At 71.3% G+C, this 14,950-nt stretch carries 10 protein-coding genes; 5 read left to right on the top strand and 5 right to left on the bottom strand.

From position 1 onward, the window contains the following. Nucleotide 1 precedes the first annotated feature (1 nt). Nucleotides 2-1,480, top strand: a complete 1,479-nt coding sequence (locus I3V78_RS32395) for an amino acid permease (RefSeq protein WP_204493680.1) — start codon at nucleotides 2-4, stop codon at nucleotides 1,478-1,480. Between the two features lie 21 nt (nucleotides 1,481-1,501). On the opposite strand, the gene I3V78_RS32390 is transcribed toward I3V78_RS32395, so the two are convergent. Beyond that, nucleotides 1,502-3,280: a hypothetical protein gene (locus I3V78_RS32390; protein WP_204493678.1), complete on the bottom strand. Its 1,779-nt coding sequence runs from the start codon at nucleotides 3,278-3,280 to the stop codon at nucleotides 1,502-1,504. Between the two features lie 154 nt (nucleotides 3,281-3,434). Between I3V78_RS32390 and I3V78_RS32385 the strand changes: the two genes are divergently transcribed. After that, nucleotides 3,435-4,826: a glycoside hydrolase family 43 protein gene (locus I3V78_RS32385; protein WP_204496878.1), complete on the top strand. Its 1,392-nt coding sequence runs from the start codon at nucleotides 3,435-3,437 to the stop codon at nucleotides 4,824-4,826. 3 nt (nucleotides 4,827-4,829) lie between these two features. Here I3V78_RS32385 and I3V78_RS32380 read toward each other — a convergent pair whose 3' ends face one another. After that, complete coding sequence (locus tag I3V78_RS32380; protein ID WP_204493676.1) at nucleotides 4,830-5,750, bottom strand: LysR family transcriptional regulator; 921 nt, start codon at nucleotides 5,748-5,750, stop codon at nucleotides 4,830-4,832. Between the two features lie 96 nt (nucleotides 5,751-5,846). Between I3V78_RS32380 and I3V78_RS32375 the strand changes: the two genes are divergently transcribed. The 3 genes from I3V78_RS32375 to I3V78_RS32365 all read left to right on the top strand — a co-directional run bounded on the left by I3V78_RS32375 (nucleotide 5,847) and on the right by I3V78_RS32365 (nucleotide 9,103). Next, a complete protein-coding gene (locus I3V78_RS32375) occupies nucleotides 5,847-6,863 on the top strand; it encodes a zinc-binding alcohol dehydrogenase family protein (protein ID WP_204493673.1) in 1,017 nt (338 codons plus the stop codon). 111 nt (nucleotides 6,864-6,974) lie between these two features. Beyond that, nucleotides 6,975-8,081 carry a catalase family protein gene (locus I3V78_RS32370; RefSeq protein WP_204493671.1) on the top strand — a complete coding sequence of 369 codons (1,107 nt, stop codon included), beginning with the start codon at nucleotides 6,975-6,977 and terminating at the stop codon, nucleotides 8,079-8,081. 47 nt (nucleotides 8,082-8,128) lie between these two features. Then, nucleotides 8,129-9,103, top strand: coding sequence for a hypothetical protein (locus I3V78_RS32365; protein WP_204493669.1), 975 nt, complete (start codon nucleotides 8,129-8,131; stop codon nucleotides 9,101-9,103). A gap of 9 nt (nucleotides 9,104-9,112) precedes the next feature. Here I3V78_RS32365 and I3V78_RS32360 read toward each other — a convergent pair whose 3' ends face one another. The 3 genes from I3V78_RS32360 to fusA all read right to left on the bottom strand — a co-directional run bounded on the left by I3V78_RS32360 (nucleotide 9,113) and on the right by fusA (nucleotide 14,947). Beyond that, nucleotides 9,113-11,041 (bottom strand): ATP-binding cassette domain-containing protein, encoded by a 1,929-nt coding sequence (locus tag I3V78_RS32360; protein ID WP_204493666.1) that lies wholly within the window; start codon nucleotides 11,039-11,041, stop codon nucleotides 9,113-9,115. Between the two features lie 45 nt (nucleotides 11,042-11,086). Further along, entirely contained in the window at nucleotides 11,087-12,685 is a 1,599-nt protein-coding gene (locus I3V78_RS32355) for a DEAD/DEAH box helicase (RefSeq protein ID WP_204493664.1), read from the bottom strand. Nucleotides 12,686-12,832: 147 nt separating this feature from the next. Continuing rightward, complete coding sequence (gene fusA / locus I3V78_RS32350) at nucleotides 12,833-14,947, bottom strand: elongation factor G (protein WP_204493661.1); 2,115 nt, start codon at nucleotides 14,945-14,947, stop codon at nucleotides 12,833-12,835. Nucleotides 14,948-14,950: the final 3 nt, after the last annotated feature.

Genomic DNA, 14,950 nt, shown 5'->3' with positions numbered 1-14,950 from the left:
CATGGGGATCTGGTCGACCAAGAGCATCGCGCGGCTGCAGCAGGAGGAAGAGGGCGGACGGCAGGAGTTGCGCCGCACGCTCACCGGGCTCAACCTGGTGATGCTGGGGGTGGGCGCCATCATCGGCGCCGGCATCTTCGTGGTGACGGGCACGGCGGCGGCGCAGCACGCGGGGCCCGCCATCGTCCTGTCCTTCGTGCTGGCGGGGGTGGGCTGTCTCTTCGCGGGCCTGTGCTACGCGGAGTTCTCCGCCATGATTCCGGTGGCCGGAAGCGCCTACACCTACGGCTACGCGACGCTGGGGGAGCTGGTCGCGTGGCTCATCGGGTGGGACCTGATGCTGGAGTACCTCTTCGCCTCGTCCGCGGTGGCGGTGGGCTGGTCCGGCTACTTCACGTCCTTCCTGCGCGACTACCTGCACGTCGAACTGCCCCGGGCGCTCACGAGCGCGCCCTTCGACGTGGAGCCGGGCGGGCACCTGCTGCACGCCACGGGCGCGGTGCTCAACCTGCCCGCCGCGCTGCTGGTGGGCGTCATCACGGTGATGCTCGTGCTGGGCATGCGCGAGTCGGCGCGGCTCAACAACGTCATCGTCGTGGTGAAGATCACCGTGGTGCTGCTGGTGATTGGCTTCGGCGCGGCCCACGTGGACACCGCCAACTGGACGCCCTTCGTCCCGGAGAACACGGGGACCTTCGGGCAGTTCGGCTGGAGCGGGGTGCTCTCGGGCGCGGGCGTCATCTTCTTCGCGTACATCGGCTTCGACGCCGTCTCCACCGCCGCGCAGGAGACGCGCAACCCGCAGAAGGACCTGCCCGTGGGCATCCTGGGCTCGCTCGTGGTGTGCACGGTGCTCTACATGGCCATGGCGCTGGTGATGACGGGGCTGGCGCCGCACGCGACCCTCAACGTGGCCGAGCCCGTGTACGTGGCCATCGCCAAGGGCGGGCCGGCGCTCGCCTGGCTCAAGCCCATCGTGGGCGTGGGGGCCATCTCCGGCCTGGCCTCGGTGGTGCTGGTGATGCTGATGGGCCAGCCGCGCATCTTCTACGCCATGGCGCGCGACGGCCTCTTGCCGCCCTTCTTCGGGCACGTGCACCCGCGCTTCCACACGCCCCACGTCGCCACGATCATCACCGGCGCGGTGGCCATGGCGGTGGCGGGCCTGTTCCCCATCGGCCTGCTCGGCGAGCTCGTGTCCATCGGGACGCTGTTCGCCTTCGCCGTGGTGTGCGCGGGCGTGCTCGTGCTGCGCTACCGGCGGCCGGAGCTGCCCCGGCCCTTCCGCACGCCCTTCGTGCCGGTGGTGCCCGTGCTGGGCATCCTCACCTGCGTGGGCCTCATGGTGGGCCTGGGGCTGGCCACCTGGCTGCGGCTCGTGGTGTGGATGGCCCTGGGCCTGGCCGTGTACTTCGGCTACGGCCACAAGCACTCGCGGCTGGCCCAGGGGGAGTCCGCCGGCACGGGCGGCGCCCCCTGAGTCCCGCTCACCCGCGCGGCGTCATGGCCACAGGCGGATGAGGCCCGGCTCGGGCCAGGTGCGCGCGAGCAGCGCGCCGTTCGGCTCACGGGTGAACTCCGACAGGCTCCGCAGTCCGCTGTCCAGTCGGAGCACCCCGCCCACGCCGAAGCCCGGGTCCGCGTTGTCCTCGCGCGTGAAGCGGATCACCGCCAGGCCACTGCCGCCTTCCTCCGTGCCCACCGTGTAGGGCGTATCCGAGGCATCGAAGAACAGGGAGTTGGCCGAGCCAATGGCGAGCAGGCGGGGCGTTCCCTCTCGAGGGCTGGTGTAGACGCGTGTCCCCGTCCAGTCGTACCGCCGCACGATGAGGTCGTACGTGGGGGCATAGCGGGAGATCAGCGAGACGAACTGTCCCTGTGCATTCACGACGACCTCGCGGTGCAGCATGCCCCACGTGTTCTCGCCCCCTCTCCAGGACGCGCTCCCGGTGGCCAGGTCCACCTGTCCGAACAGCAGTCCGTGGTTTTGGGACGCGCTGTCGTCGAAGAGGGTGACGGCGAGGGTGAGGGATTCGTCCTGGTGTTGAAGGACCGCGCGCAGCTGCGCGAACCGCTTCTCTCCCGAGGGCATGGGGAACATCACGTGCCCCTCGGTTCCGAAGCCCGCGAGGGACGTGCCGTTCGTGTCCCAGCGCTGGACGCCGTGCATCGGGCCGCTGACGCCCGGCATGACGTAGCTGGCGACAAGCGACACCCGGCCCTGTGCGTCCACGCGCACCTGGGGGGCGGTGAGCAGGTTGTAGCCGAAGCGCGCCGAGGCGAAGCCGCCACCGCCAAAGGTGGTGTCGAGCGCGCCGGTGGGCAGGTGGCGCGACACGAGGAGCGTGCAGGGCGTGTTGACGTCGAAGTCCCCACAGCCCCAGTGGGCGCTCGCCACGAGGACGCCTCCCGAGGCGAGTGGGGTGAGGGCGTGCACGGCATTCACGCCGGAGCGCTCGTGGGTCATGGAGCCGAGTGTTCCGAAGGACAGATCCTGCGCGCCGTCCGCGTGGTGGCGCTCGAGGACGAAGCCGCTTCCCGAGCCGCTGCTCGAGGTGATGGGCCGCGCCACCAGCAGTTTGCCGTCCGCCTGGACCGTGAAGCGCTGCGTCGCCCCGCTCCAGCCCAGGGGCACCACGGGGAAGGTGGGGTCCATCGAGAGGAAGGCCCCGGAGATGAGCAGGCGCAGGGGCCGGGAGGTGGAGCGGCCGTGGGCGGTGGCCACCAGGGTGGCGTCGATCCGGGTGCCCGGGCCGACCTGCTCCGAGGCGCTCAGCACGAGCGCCACCGCCTGGGTGTCGTCCGCCACGCTGCGCTCGGCCGCGAAGACCCCGGGCGGCAGGCCGTGCAGGGACACGGTGACGGGCCCGGAGAAGGACTCCGTGCGGGTGAGGCCCACGCGCAAGGGGGCAGAGCCGCCACTGCGCACGAGCAGCTCCGGCGGGGCGCTCAGCGTGACGCCCAGCGGCGCGGGCGGCGGTGGGGGCGGCGGAGGCGTCTCCTGGCCGCTGCCGGCGTCCCCGGTCCCCGCGTCCGGCGGCGGAGCGGTGGGCGTGCCCCCGTCGGAGCCCGCGTCGCCCGGCGGGGGCGGCGTGGAGGCGTCGGGCGTGTCGGGGCCGGGCGCGGGCAGGGTGGGGCCGGGCGGCTCGGTGGGGGCCGGATCTCCGCAGGCGACGCTCCACGGGAGGAGGAGCGCGAGGGTCACGCAGAGCACGCGCCGGGAGCGCGAGGCCGAGGCGGAACGGAACAGGATGGACATGGTGGGGGCGCAAATTGCCATGGCCTTTCTCCCGGGCGCCATCCCCCCTGGTGGGTCGCTCCAGGTTGTTCCTGATTTACAAGAAATACTGATTTGGTCCAGAGTGGGCGCGAACCCGGATTCGAGGAGGTTTCGCTTGAAGAAGACCCATCAGTGGCTGGCGGCAGTGGGCGTCATGGGGGCCGCGCTGTCTGGCCTGGGCTGTGGTGGTGAGGAGACGCGCACGGGCGAGGAGGGGGTGGGCATGTCCCAGGCGCCGCTCGCGTGCTCCACCCGCATCACGTACGGCAGCGCGTGGATCCACCCGGGACGCGAGTCCATGGTGGACGTCGCCAGCGGCGCGGTGACGTGGGATGGCACCTGCGTCAACGAGGGCAGCAACTCCTACGCGGTGCTGTCCAACGGCTGGAAGCCCTACTTCACGGGCAACAACGCGTGTGTGATGGCGTTCGACTCGGACTGCTCGGGCGCGCAGACGTGCGGCACGCGCATCACCTACGGCCCCAAGTGGATCCGCGCCGGCACGGGGACGTACGACGACGCGGGCGGGCGCGTGTTCTGGGACCGCGCGTGCGTCAACGAGGGCAGCAACTCCTACGGCGTGCTGTCCAACGGCTGGAAGCCCTACTTCACCGGCGCCAACGGCTGTGCCATGTCGTTCCGGTACACGGGCTGTGGCGGGCTCTACACCAACCCCGTGTTCCCCACGGACTGCGCGGACCCGGGCGTCATCTTCGACGGGGGCAAGTACATCGCGGTGTGCACCTCGGGCGGCGCCGCGGCGGCGTTCCCCATCCGCACCTCCTCGGACCTCATCACCTGGACGGGCGCGGGCCACATCTTCCCCTCGGGCACGCGGCCCTCGTGGGCCAAGGGGGACTTCTGGGCGCCGGAGATCCACCGCGTGGGCTCGCGCTACATCGCCTACTACACGGCGCGCCACACCAACGGCGTGCTGTCCATCGGCGCCGCCTCGGCCTCGAGCCCGCTCGGGCCCTTCACCGACCTGGGCCGGCCGCTCGTGCACGACGTGAACATGGGCATGATCGACGCCACGTTCTTCACCGACACGGCGGGCACGAAGTACCTGGTGTGGAAGGCGGACGGCAACGCCGTGGGCCAGAAGACGCCCCTCTACGCCCAGGCGCTGTCGGCGGATGGCCTGGCGCTCACGGGCAGCCGGGTGACGCTGATGACCAACGACCGCTCGTGGGAGGGCGGGGTGGTGGAGGCGCCGTGGGTCGTGGCGCGTGACGGCTACTACTACCTGTTCTACAGCGGCAACGCCTACTACGACGGCCGCTACGCCATTGGCGTGGCGCGCGCCACGAGCCCCCTGGGCCCCTACACCAAGGCGAGCGCCCCCATCCTCAAGACGGTGTCGGGCTGGGAAGGCCCGGGCCACGGCTCGGTCGTCACCTCGCCCTCGGGCACGTCCGTCATGGTCTACCACGCGTGGAACGCGGCCCATTCCGCGCGCGTGATGCTCGTGGACGCCATCGTGTGGAGCAACGGCTGGCCGAGCATGCCGGGCGCGCCGTCGCTCCAGTCGCGGCCCCTGCCCTGAGGCTCACCCGGACGCGGGGGCGCCGCCCGAGGCGAGCGCTCCCGTGACGGTCTCCAGCAGCGCGCGCAACAAGGGCAGGCGGTGCAGGTCCCGGTGGTAGCCCGCCCACACGTCCCGGCCGGGGGGCGGCTCGTCGAGCCACACCCGCTCCAGGCCCGGGGTGGCCTCGCCCACCTGCCGGGGCAGCACGGCGATGCCCGCGCCCGCGGCGCACAGGCGCGCCTGCACGTCCCGGTTGTTGCTGCGGCCGGCGAAGCGCGCCTCGGGCAGCTTGCGCGTGAGCCAGCCCACGTCGGCCAGTTCGCTGAAGGCCGTGTCCATGGTGATGAGCGCGTGGCCCTCGCCGCCGGTGGTGGGCGAGGGGACGCCGTGGCGCGCGAGGTAGGCGGGGGAGGCGTAGGCCTCGTAGGCCACGTGCATGAGCCGCTTCTGCAGGACGTCCGGCTCCTGGAAGCGCAGGAAGCGGAAGCCCAGGTCCGTCTCCCGGCGGCTCAGGCTCACCAGGCGCGTGTCGGTGACGAGCTCCACCACGGCGCGCGGGTGGCGCTGGCTGAAGCGGGCCACCACGGGGGCCAGCACGTGGGTGGCGAACCAGTCCGAGCTGGACACGCGCAGCATGCCGCCGAGTTCCTCGGCCTGGCCGGCCAGCCGCCGCTCGAAGGCGAGCGCCTCTTCCTCCATGCGCTCGGCGTGCGCGAGCACCGCGGCGCCCGCCTGGGTGAGGCTGAAGCCCTCCGCGTCGCGGCGCAGGAGCTTGTGCCCCACGGCCTCCTCCAGCGCGTAGAGGCGGCGGCCCATGGTGGGCTGGGTCTGGCCCAGGCGCCTGGCCGCGCCCACGAGCGAGCCCGCCCGGGCCACGGCGAGGAACACCTTGAGATCATCCCAGTTGGCGGAGACCACGCCCCGGGGTCGGCGAGAGCCCATGCGGAATCGAATACCGCCCATGCGCAAATGTCGATTCCGGAACGCGCGGCCCGGCGCCAGATTGTGCCCCGTCCGCCTCACCCTGGAGCGCCGTCCATGAAAGCCATCGCCTACCGTCAGCGCCACCCCCTCGACCACGCCGAGAGCCTCCTCGATATCGAGCTGCCCCACCCCCCGGCCCCCACGGGCAGGGATTTGCTCGTGCGCATCGAGGCCATCTCGGTGAACCCGGTGGACACGAAGATCCGCACCAACGTGGACCCCAAGGGCGCGGACAAGGTGCTGGGCTGGGACGCCGCGGGCACGGTGGTGGCGGTGGGGCCGGACGCGCGCCTGTTCAAGGCCGGGGACGCCGTCTTCTACGCGGGCGCCATCGAGCGCTCGGGCACCAACGCCGAGCTGCACCTGGTGGACGAGCGCGTCGTGGGCCGCAAGCCCGCGTCGCTGGACTTCGCCCAGGCCGCCGCCCTGCCGCTCACCGCCATCACCGCCTGGGAGATGCTGTTCGACCGGCTCAAGGTGCCCTACGGCAAGAAGCCCGACGCGGGCTCGGTGCTCATCGTGGGCGGCGCGGGCGGCGTGGGCTCCATCGCCATCCAGCTGGCGCGCCGGCTCACCGGCCTCACCGTGTTCGCCAGCGCCTCGCGCGCCGAGACCCAGGACTGGGTGCGCCAGCTCGGCGCCCACCACGTCGTGGACCACCGCCAGCCCATGGCCGCTCAAATCAAGGCCCACAGCCCCCAGGGCGTGGACTACGTGCTCGCGCTCACCCAGACGGAGAAGCACTTCGCCGACCTGGCCGACGCGCTCAAGCCCCAGGGCGCCCTCTGCATCATCGACGACCCCAAGACGCCGCTCGACATCTCCCTGCTCAAGGGCAAGAGCGCCGCGCTGCACTGGGAGCTCATGTTCACGCGCCACCGCTTCCAGACGCCCGACATGATCGCCCAGCACCAGCTGCTCAACGAGGTGGCGGACCTGGTGGACGCCGGCGTGCTGCGCACCACGATGCGCGACCACCTGGGCACCATCAACGCGGCCAACCTCAAGCGCGCCCATGCCCTGCTCGAGAGCGGCCGGGCCATTGGCAAGGCCGTGCTCAGCGGATTCTGACGCGCCGCGTCGCACGGCACTGTCGTGGGCGCGACAGACTCCCGGGCCGGAGCCGGGCAGGGTGCCCTTCTCAGTCCCAGCGCTCCCCCTGGGGGGAGGAAGAAGGAAGCCATGTCCGACACCCGCCCGTATGTGCGTTACAGCGATGCCGTGGAAGTCCTCCAGCCGGACGAGGCGGAGGTCATCCAGCGGATCGTCGAGTCGATGAGCCGGGTGAACCGCGCCACCTTCGAGCGGCACGGCCACGCCACCCGGGACGCCCACGCCAAGAGCCACGGCCTCCTGGTGGGCACGCTCACGGTGAAGGAGGGCCTGCCCGCGCACCTGCGCCAGGGCCTCTTCGCCGAGCCGCGCGAGTATCCCGTCGTGGTGCGCCTGTCCTCGGCGCCCGGGGACATCCAGAGCGATGCCATCCCGTCCCTGCGCGGCCTGGCCATCAAGGTGCTGGGCGTGCCGGGGCCCAAGGTGCTGCCGGAGCACCGCGAGGAGACGACGCAGGACTTCCTGCTGGTCAACCACCCGGTGATTCCCTTCGGGCACGTGAAGGCCTACCTCAAGGCCCAGTCGTTCGCGGAGCGGCGCTCGGGCTCCTCGGATTTGTCCAAGCAGGTGACGTCGGCGGTGCTGCGGGGCGCCAAACACGTGCTCGGGGCCGTGGGCGTGGAGAACGAGACCGTGAAGGCCCTGGGCACGCCCAACACGCACCTGCTCGGGCAGACGTTCCACAGCATGGCGGCCCTGCGCTTCGGGGACTACCTGGCCAAGCTCAGCGCCGCGCCGCTGTCCGACGAGGTGCGCCGGCTCGCGGGCGAGACGATCCGCGGCGACACGGAGGCGGACTTCTCCACGCTGACGGACCGGGTGGTCACCTTCTTCCGCGAGCACGAGGCGCGCTACGAGCTGCGGGCCCAGCTGTGCACGGACCTCGGGCGGATGCCGGTGGAGGACGCGTCGGTGGTCTGGCCCGAGGCGCTCTCGCCCCATGAGGCCGTGGCGACCCTCACCCTGCCGCGTCAGGACGTCCGCAGCCCCGCGCGCCGCGTCTACGGGGATGACGTGCTGTCCTTCAACCCCTGGCACTGCGTGGAGGCCCACCGGCCCCTGGGCTCGATCATGCGCGTGCGCCGCCACGCCTACGAGGCGTCCTCGCGCTTCCGGCACGAGATGAACCTGGCGCCCCGCGTGGAGCCCCGGAGCGTGTCGGACATCCCCGCCTGAGGTGGTGTAGGCTCCCGTCCGCCGGAGGTCGGCACTCAGGGGGCGCAATGCGCGGGCGGAGTCTCGTGGTGGCGGTGCTGTTGAGCGGTTGTTCTCCGTCCACGTCCCCGGCGCCCGCCGTGTCCCCGCCCGTCGTGGCGCCCGCGCCAGCGCCCGCCCCCTCCGTTCCCGAGGCCCCCGCGCCCGTCCCCGCGCCGGTGGTGCCCTCGGCGGGGTGGAACGGGCTCGCGCGCTCGGCCGACGGGCGCGCCGAGGTGCGGCAGTTCCCCCAGGAGTCGCCTCGGGCGCGCGGGTGTCGGAGCGTGTCGACGGTGCTCACCGAGGGCGGCACGCGCGAGGTGGTGTGGGAGTGGCCCACCTGCCTGGCGACCCCGGAGCAGCACGCGTTCGTCTCGGCGGATGGCCAGGCGGTGCTGGTGCTCGATCCCCGGCCCGCGGTGTCCTCCCGGGACGGGCGGGAGGCGGAGGTGGCCGCGCTCTACCTGCATGGCGTGCGCGCCCAGGCGCTCAAGGCGTCCCACCTGGGCGCGGCGCCCCGGGTGGTGCGCACGCCCACGCCCCACCTGCGCTGGCTCGAGGAGGGCGGCGCCGAGCCGGGCGCGCGCTACACCGAGGAGGGGGACGCGGTGGTGTTCCGGGCGCTGGACGGGCGCGCCTGGCGCCTGGGCTTCTCCGGCGAGGGCTTCCCCCCGGACGCGCACGTGCTCGGGGAGACGGGCGCGTCGCTGGTGCGCTACCCGGACGCGCGGGGGACGATGCACGTCGTGCGCGGGTGGGACGAGGTGCCCGAGCGCTTCCGCGCCCAGGCGGTGGCGGTGACGGCCCAGGTGGAGGTGCGCCCGGCGGTCAAACCCCCCGAGTCCCCGGCGTCCGGCACGCCGCCCGCGAAGGGCGGGCGCGACGGCGAGGGCGCGCTCGCGGTGCCCAACCCGGTGGAGCTGCTCCAGAAGGCGCGCGAGACGGCGAGCCAGGTGGAGGCGATCCGCCGGGAGCAGGACCGGCTGGTGGGCACGCCTCCCTGAGCGGGGCCGTCAGGCGCCGGCGACCAGGTCCTGCAGCTCCTGCCAGCGCGTGTAGAGGCGGTCCACCTCGGCCACCGCCGCGTCCAGGTCCTTCTGCACGCCGGCGGCCTTGGTGCCGTTCGTGTAGACGCCGGGGTCCTGCAGCTGGGCCTCCAGGGCGGCCTTGCGGCCCTCGGCGGCCTCGATGGCGGCCTCCATGCCGTCCAGCTCGCGCTGATCCTTGTAGGAGAGCTTGCCCGGCTTGCGCGAGGCCTTGGCGTCGGCGGCGGGGGTGGTGGGCTCGGCCTTCTTCGCGGCGGCGGGCGTGGCGGCGGCGAGCTTCGCCTGCTGCTGCTCCTGCAGCCGCTTGTACATGGTGAAGTTGCCCTCGTAGCGCGTCACCTTGCCCGCGCCCTCGAAGGCGAGGACGGAGGTGGCCACCTTGTCGAGGAAGTACCGGTCGTGCGTGACGAGGAGCACGCTGCCGGTGAAGTTGAGCAGCAGGCCCTCCAGGATGTTGAGGGTGACGATGTCCAGGTCGTTGGTGGGCTCGTCGAGCACCAGCACGTTGGCGCCTTCCAGGAAGAGCCGCGCGAGCAGGAGCCGGTTGCGCTCGCCGCCCGACAGCGCCTTCACCTTCATGCGCTGCATGGGCACGGGGAAGAGCAGGTCGTCCAGGTAGTCGCGCAGGGCCACGCGCTGATCGCCCAGCTCCACCCAGTCATCCCCGCGCGGCGAGGCCGCCTCGTACACCGTCTGCTCGGGATCCAACGCGGCGCGCGTCTGATCGTAGTAGGCGATCTTCGTGTTCTTGCCGATGACGACCTTGCCCGAGTCCGGCGGCAGCTCCCCGAGCAGCACGCGCAGGAAGGTGGTCTTCCCCACGCCGTTGGGGCCCACGAGCCCCACGCGCTCGCCGCGCTGCAGCAGCAGGTTCACGCCCTGGAGCACGTCGCGCTCGCCGTAGGACTTGCGCACGCCCTCGGCCTCGATGACGGTGTGGCCGAGCCGGGGCGCCTGCATCACCTGGAGCCCCGCCACCTTGGGGCGCTGGAAGCCCTTCTCCTCCATGAGCTTGCGTGCCCGGTCGATGCGCGCCTTGCTCTTGGTGCGGCGTGCCTCGGGGCCCTTGCGCAGCCAGGCCACTTCCTGGGCGATCCACCGCTCGCGCTTGTGCTGGGCGAGGCTCGACTGCTCCTGCGCGAGCAGCTTCTGCTCCACGTAGGCCTCGTAGTTGCCCGGGTACGAGACGACGCCGCCGCCGGGTTGGATCTCCACGATCCGGTCCACCAGGCCATCGAGGAAGTAGCGGTCGTGCGTCACCAGCAGCAGCGAGCCGGGCAGCTTGTCCAGCTCGTCCTCGAGCCAGTCCACCGTGTCCGCGTCCAGGTGGTTGGTGGGCTCGTCCAGCATGAGCAGCTCGGGCCGGGTGAGCAGCGCGCGGGCGATGGCCACGCGCTTGCGCAGGCCGCCGGACAGCTCCGCCACGGGCCGGTCCCAGTCCTTGACGCCCAGGCGGTCGAGCAGCGTCTTGGCGTGGTGCTCGGTGTCGTAGCCGCCCAGCTGCTCGATGCGGTCCGTCACCGTGGCCAGCTGCTCCATGAGCTTCTCCTGGCCCGCGGGCGGCGTGGTCTCCAGGCGCTGGGTGAGCTCCGTCTGGAGCGCCAGGGCCTCCTTGAGGGGCCCCTGCGCCACGCTCAGCTCGGCGGCCACCGTGGCGCCCGGGGCGAACTCGGGCTCCTGCGGCAGGTAGGTGACGCGCGAGCCGCGGCGCAACTGCAACTCGCCCGCGTCCGCCCGGGCCGCCCCCGCCAGGATCTTCATCAGCGAGGACTTGCCCGAGCCGTTCACGCCGATGAGGCCCACGCGCTCGCCCTCCTCGATCGTGAGCGTCAGCCCCTGGAAGACGGTACGGCTGCCGAAGGAGAGTTGGACATCGGCGGCGCGGAGCAGGGTCACGGAGATCTCGGAGGGGACGGCGGGTTCAGAAGGACGGCGCCTTCTTTACAACCACTTGGGGGCGCGAGGCCGCTGAGAAGCGGCGGCCGGCGCCGCCGGAGCGGGTGCCGGGGAGCGCTTGTCCGCGGGGGCCTGGCCTCCCGAGGCGGACCGATCCGAGCGCGGCGCGCGGGCCTCTCGCGAGTCCCGGCCACCGGCACTGCCACCCCGGCCGCCGCCTCCACCACCACCACCGCCGCGACCGCCGCCATTGCCACCCCGGCCGCCGCCATTGCCACCGCGGCCACTGCCCCCGCTCCGGTTGCCCTCGCCGCCGCGGCCACCGCCACCATTACCGCCGCCGCGCGACTCGCTCCGGGGCGGGTTGCCGCCGCGGGGCGCGCTCGTGCCGGGGGTGTGGGCGCGGGCCTGACGCTGCGGCGGGCGCTGGCCGCCGCGCGGGGTGTCCCGCTCCTCGTCGTGATCGTCCTCGCGCTCGTCCGGCCCGGCCGCGGGCGTCTGGGTGACGCGGTAGGGACCGGCCTCCACCACGGGCACGCGCCGGCGGATGGTGCGCTCGATGTCCTTGAGGTACGCGCGCTCCTCGCCATCGCAGAAGGACAGGGCGATGCCCGTGGCGCCCGCGCGGCCCGTGCGGCCGATGCGGTGCACGTACGTCTCGGGCACGTTGGGCAGGTCGAAGTTGATGACGTGCGAGATGCCGTCGATGTCGATGCCCCGCGCGGCGATGTCCGTGGCCACCAGCACCCGGCAGGCGCCGGACTTGAAGGCCGCCAGCGCCCGCTCGCGCGCGTTCTGGCTCTTGTTGCCGTGGATGGGCTCGGCGCCGATGCCCGCGCCCTGCAGGTGCCGCGCGACGCGGTTGGCGCCGTGCTTGGTGCGGGTGAAGACGAGCGCGCGCTGGATGTTCGTGTCGCTCTGCAGCAGGTGCACGAGCAGGCTGCGCTTCTTCTCCTTCTCCACGAAGTACAGGCGCTGGTCGATGGTCTCCGCGGTGGTGGCCACCGGCGTCACCTCCACGCGCACCGGCTTGACCAGGATGCTGTTGGCCAGGCCCTGGATCTCCGGCGGCATGGTGGCCGAGAAGAACAGCGTCTGGCGCTGGCGGGGCAGGGCGGCGATGACGCGCTTGACGTCATGGATGAAGCCCATGTCCAGCATGCGGTCCGCCTCGTCGAGGACGAACACCTCCAGCGACTTGTAGGACACGAAGCCCTGGTTCATCAGATCCAACAGGCGGCCCGGGGTGGCCACGAGCACGTCCACGCCGCTCTTGAGCGCCTGCTCCTGGGCGTTCTGGCCCACGCCGCCGAAGATGACGGCGGAGGTGAGGCCGGTGTGGCGGCCATAGGCCTTGACGCTGTCGCCAATCTGCGCGGCGAGCTCACGCGTGGGGCTGAGCACGAGCGCGCGGATGGGCCGGCCGCGCGCGGGGGGCGGGGGGCGGCCCACGGACAGCCGCTGGAGGATGGGCAGGGTGAACGCCGCCGTCTTGCCGGTGCCCGTCTGCGCGCAGCCGAGCACGTCCTTGCCCTCGAGCGCGTGGGGAATGGCCTGCTGCTGGATGGGGGTGGGGGTGGAGTACCCCTCGGCCTTCACGGCGCGCAGCAGGGGCTCGGCGAGCTTCAGATCTTCGAAAGTCATGGCATCTCAAAAAGAGGGGAAGGGAGGTCCCCGGGGGGGCCCGTGCGGCGGGAGTGCGCGCGCGGGCCCCGGAAAAAAAGAAGGCGCCCCCGGGGGAGGCGCCTTCCTTCAACAGCCAGTTGAATCAGGCTTGGAACAACACCGGAACTACTTGCGCGCGTCCTGCTCCGCCTTGAGCTTCTCGCGGTAGGCGGCCATCAGCGCCTCGGACTCGTTCTTCGGCACGGGCGAGTACTTGGCGAACTCCATCGTGTATTCGCCCTTGCCCTGGGTGGCGGAGCGCAGGTCCGTGGAGTAGCCGAACATGTTGTTCAGCGGCACCTCGGCCACCACCGTCACGTAACCCTCGGCCGAGCTGGTGTCGAGGATGGTGCCACGGCGCTGGTTGATCTGACCCACCACCGAGCCCTGGAAGTCCGTCGGGGCCTGCACTTCCACCTTCATCATCGGCTCGAGGATGATGGGCTTGGCGGCCTCATACCCCTCGCGGAAGCCCATGATGGCGGCGGTCTTGAACGCCATTTCGGACGAGTCCACCGCGTGGAACGCGCCGTCGTTGATGACGACGCGGATGCCCACGACGGGGAAGCCGATGAGCGAGCCCTTCTTCACCGCCTCGGTGAAGCCCTTGTCGCACGCCGGGATGAACTCGCGGGGGATGGAACCGCCCACGATGTCGTCCACGAACTCGTACTGCTGCACGGCGTCGGAAGGCAGGGGCTCGACGTAGCCGCACACGCGCGCGAACTGACCCGAACCACCGGTCTGCTTCTTGTGCGTGTAGGCGAACTCGCCCTTCTGCGAGATGGTCTCGCGGTAGGCCACCTGGGGCTTACCGGCGACGACCTCGCACTGGTACTCGCGCTTCATGCGCTCGATGTAGATCTCCAGGTGCAGCTCGCCCATGCCCCGGATGATGGTCTGGGCGGACTCCTCGTCCCGGTGCACGCGGAAGGTGGGGTCTTCCTTGGTGAAGCGGTTGAGGGCCTTGGAGAAGTTGGCCTGGGCGTCGCGGCTCTTGGGCGCGACGGCCAGCGAGATGACGGCGTCCGGCACGAACATGGACGTCATCGTGTACTGCACGGTGCCGTCGGTGAACGTGTCGCCCGAGGCGCACTCCACGCCGAACAGCGCGATGATGTCGCCGGCGTAGCCCTCGTTGATGTCGTTCATCTCGTTCGAGTGCATGCGAACGATGCGGGGGACCTTGACCTTCTTCTGGTTGGCCTGGTTGATGATGAAGTCGCCCTTGGACACCTTGCCCTGGTAGACGCGCATGTAGGTCAGCTGACCGTAGCGGCCGTCTTCCAGCTTGAACGCCAGGCCCACGAAGGGCTTGTTCGCGTCGGACTCGAGGATGACCTTCGCCTCGTTGTTCTTCTGGTCCAGCGCCTCGTTGGTGACCTCGGAGGGGTTGGGCAGGAACGAGCAGATGGCGTTGAGCAGGAGCTGCACGCCCTTGTTCTTGTAGGCCGAGCCGCACATGACCGGGGTCATCTTGAGCGCGATGGTGGCGCGGCGCACCGCACCCATGATCTGCTCCTGGGTGATCTCGGCGTCGGACAGGAACAGCTCACCGAGCGTGTCGTCCACGTCGGCCAGCTTCTCGATCATCTCCTTGCGGTCCGCCTGGGCCTGGTCCATGAGCTCGGCCGGGATGGCCTCCTCGCGGATGTCCTCACCCGACTCGCCGTCGAAGTAGAACGCCTTCATCTGGATGAGGTCGATGAGGCCCTGGAACTTGTCCTCGGCGCCGATGGGCAGCTGCAGCCGCACCGGGTGGTGGCCGAGCTTCTCCTTGAGCTGGGCGGCGACGCGCTGATAGTTGGCGCCCGCGCGGTCCATCTTGTTGACGAACGCGATGCGGGGAACCCGGTAGCGCTTCATCTGCCGGTCCACGGTGATGGACTGGGACTGCACGCCCGACACCGAGCAGAGCACCAGGATGGCGCCGTCGAGCACACGCAGGGCACGCTCCACCTCGATGGTGAAGTCCACGTGTCCGGGGGTGTCGATCAGGTTGATGTTGTAGTCGCCCCACATCGCGTACGTGGCGGCGGACTGGATCGTGATGCCCTTCTCACGCTCCAGATCCATCGAGTCCATCTTCGCGCCCACGCCGTCCTTGCCACGAACCTCGTGAATCTCGTGGATGCGGCCCGTGTAGAAGAGGATGCGCTCGGAGAGCGTCGTCTTGCCCGAGTCGATGTGGGCGGAGATGCCGATGTTACGAACCTTTTCGATGGGAACTTGGGTGGCCACGTG

This window comes from Archangium primigenium (assembly GCF_016904885.1).
Lineage (GTDB): Bacteria > Myxococcota > Myxococcia > Myxococcales > Myxococcaceae > Cystobacter > Cystobacter primigenius.
This window is presented reverse-complemented; position numbering and strand designations above follow the sequence as displayed.

What these genes read in the sequence shown, in the direction of transcription:
- I3V78_RS32395 (WP_204493680.1), top strand. Translation starts at nt 2, where the DNA reads ATGGGGATCTGGTCGACCAAGAGCATCGCGCGGCTGCAGCAGGAGGAA.
- I3V78_RS32390 (WP_204493678.1), bottom strand. Translation starts at nt 3,280, where the DNA reads ATGGCAATTTGCGCCCCCACCATGTCCATCCTGTTCCGTTCCGCCTCG.
- I3V78_RS32385 (WP_204496878.1), top strand. Translation starts at nt 3,435, where the DNA reads ATGGGGGCCGCGCTGTCTGGCCTGGGCTGTGGTGGTGAGGAGACGCGC.
- I3V78_RS32380 (WP_204493676.1), bottom strand. Translation starts at nt 5,750, where the DNA reads ATGGGCTCTCGCCGACCCCGGGGCGTGGTCTCCGCCAACTGGGATGAT.
- I3V78_RS32375 (WP_204493673.1), top strand. Translation starts at nt 5,847, where the DNA reads ATGAAAGCCATCGCCTACCGTCAGCGCCACCCCCTCGACCACGCCGAG.
- I3V78_RS32370 (WP_204493671.1), top strand. Translation starts at nt 6,975, where the DNA reads ATGTCCGACACCCGCCCGTATGTGCGTTACAGCGATGCCGTGGAAGTC.
- I3V78_RS32365 (WP_204493669.1), top strand. Translation starts at nt 8,129, where the DNA reads ATGCGCGGGCGGAGTCTCGTGGTGGCGGTGCTGTTGAGCGGTTGTTCT.
- I3V78_RS32355 (WP_204493664.1), bottom strand. Translation starts at nt 12,685, where the DNA reads ATGACTTTCGAAGATCTGAAGCTCGCCGAGCCCCTGCTGCGCGCCGTG.